This window comes from Vibrio sp. 811 (genome assembly GCF_033339195.1).
Genome location: NZ_JAWOUB010000255.1, coordinates 1 through 816 on the forward strand (window position 1 = coordinate 1; position 816 = coordinate 816).

Consider the following 816-nt stretch of genomic DNA (forward strand, 5'->3'; position numbering starts at 1 on the left):
TGGCGATACGCTCGATGTGATTTATGACTCTGCGATACGAAGAACGGGTATGCTGCGTGTTAGCAATACGCATGAGTTATTTGCTGCGGTAGAGACGCTGACGCACTCAGTTCCGTTGCGTGGAGAACGCTTAGCCATCATCACTAACGGTGGAGGCCCTGCCGTCATGGCGGTCGATACACTAGTTGAACGAGGTGGCAATTTAGCGACTCTGGACGAAGTAACAACCGATCAGCTCAGAGCCATTTTACCGTCTAACTGGCGAGGTGTTAATCCGATAGATCTTTCCGGAGATGCAACGAAAAAACGCTACGTAGATGCGATCAATGCGGTAATGAATAATGATTGTGCTGATGCGATTTTGATTATGCACAGTCCTTCTGCCGTGTCTGATTCTTATGAAACGGCTTTGGCGGTTATTGAAGCCATCAAGAATCACCCTCGACATAAACATTTTAATGTCCTAACTAACTGGTCTGGGGAACAAACATCTCGAGATGCTAGACTGGCATTCACTCAAGCGGGGATACCTACCTATCGTACGCCGGAAAGCGCGGTCGTTGCGTACATGCACCTCGTTGAGTACCGACGAAACCAGAAACAGTTGATGGAAACGCCAACAACAGCAGAGCCGCTGCACTCAGGTAGCGTAAATTCTGCAAAAGAATGGGTAGATGAACGACTACTGGATAAAAATACAGTCACACTGGATACACACCAAACTAGCCCACTATTTAAGCTCTTTGGCTTTAATGTTTTGCCTACTTGGATAGCATCGGATGAAATCGAAGCTGTTCACATGGCAGAAAATATTGG

1 pseudogene is annotated in these 816 nt (G+C 46.9%); it reads left to right on the forward strand.

Annotated elements, in window-relative coordinates:
• Nucleotides 1-816: pseudogene (locus R7Q46_RS26185) on the forward strand (protein acetyltransferase); the annotation flags it as partial.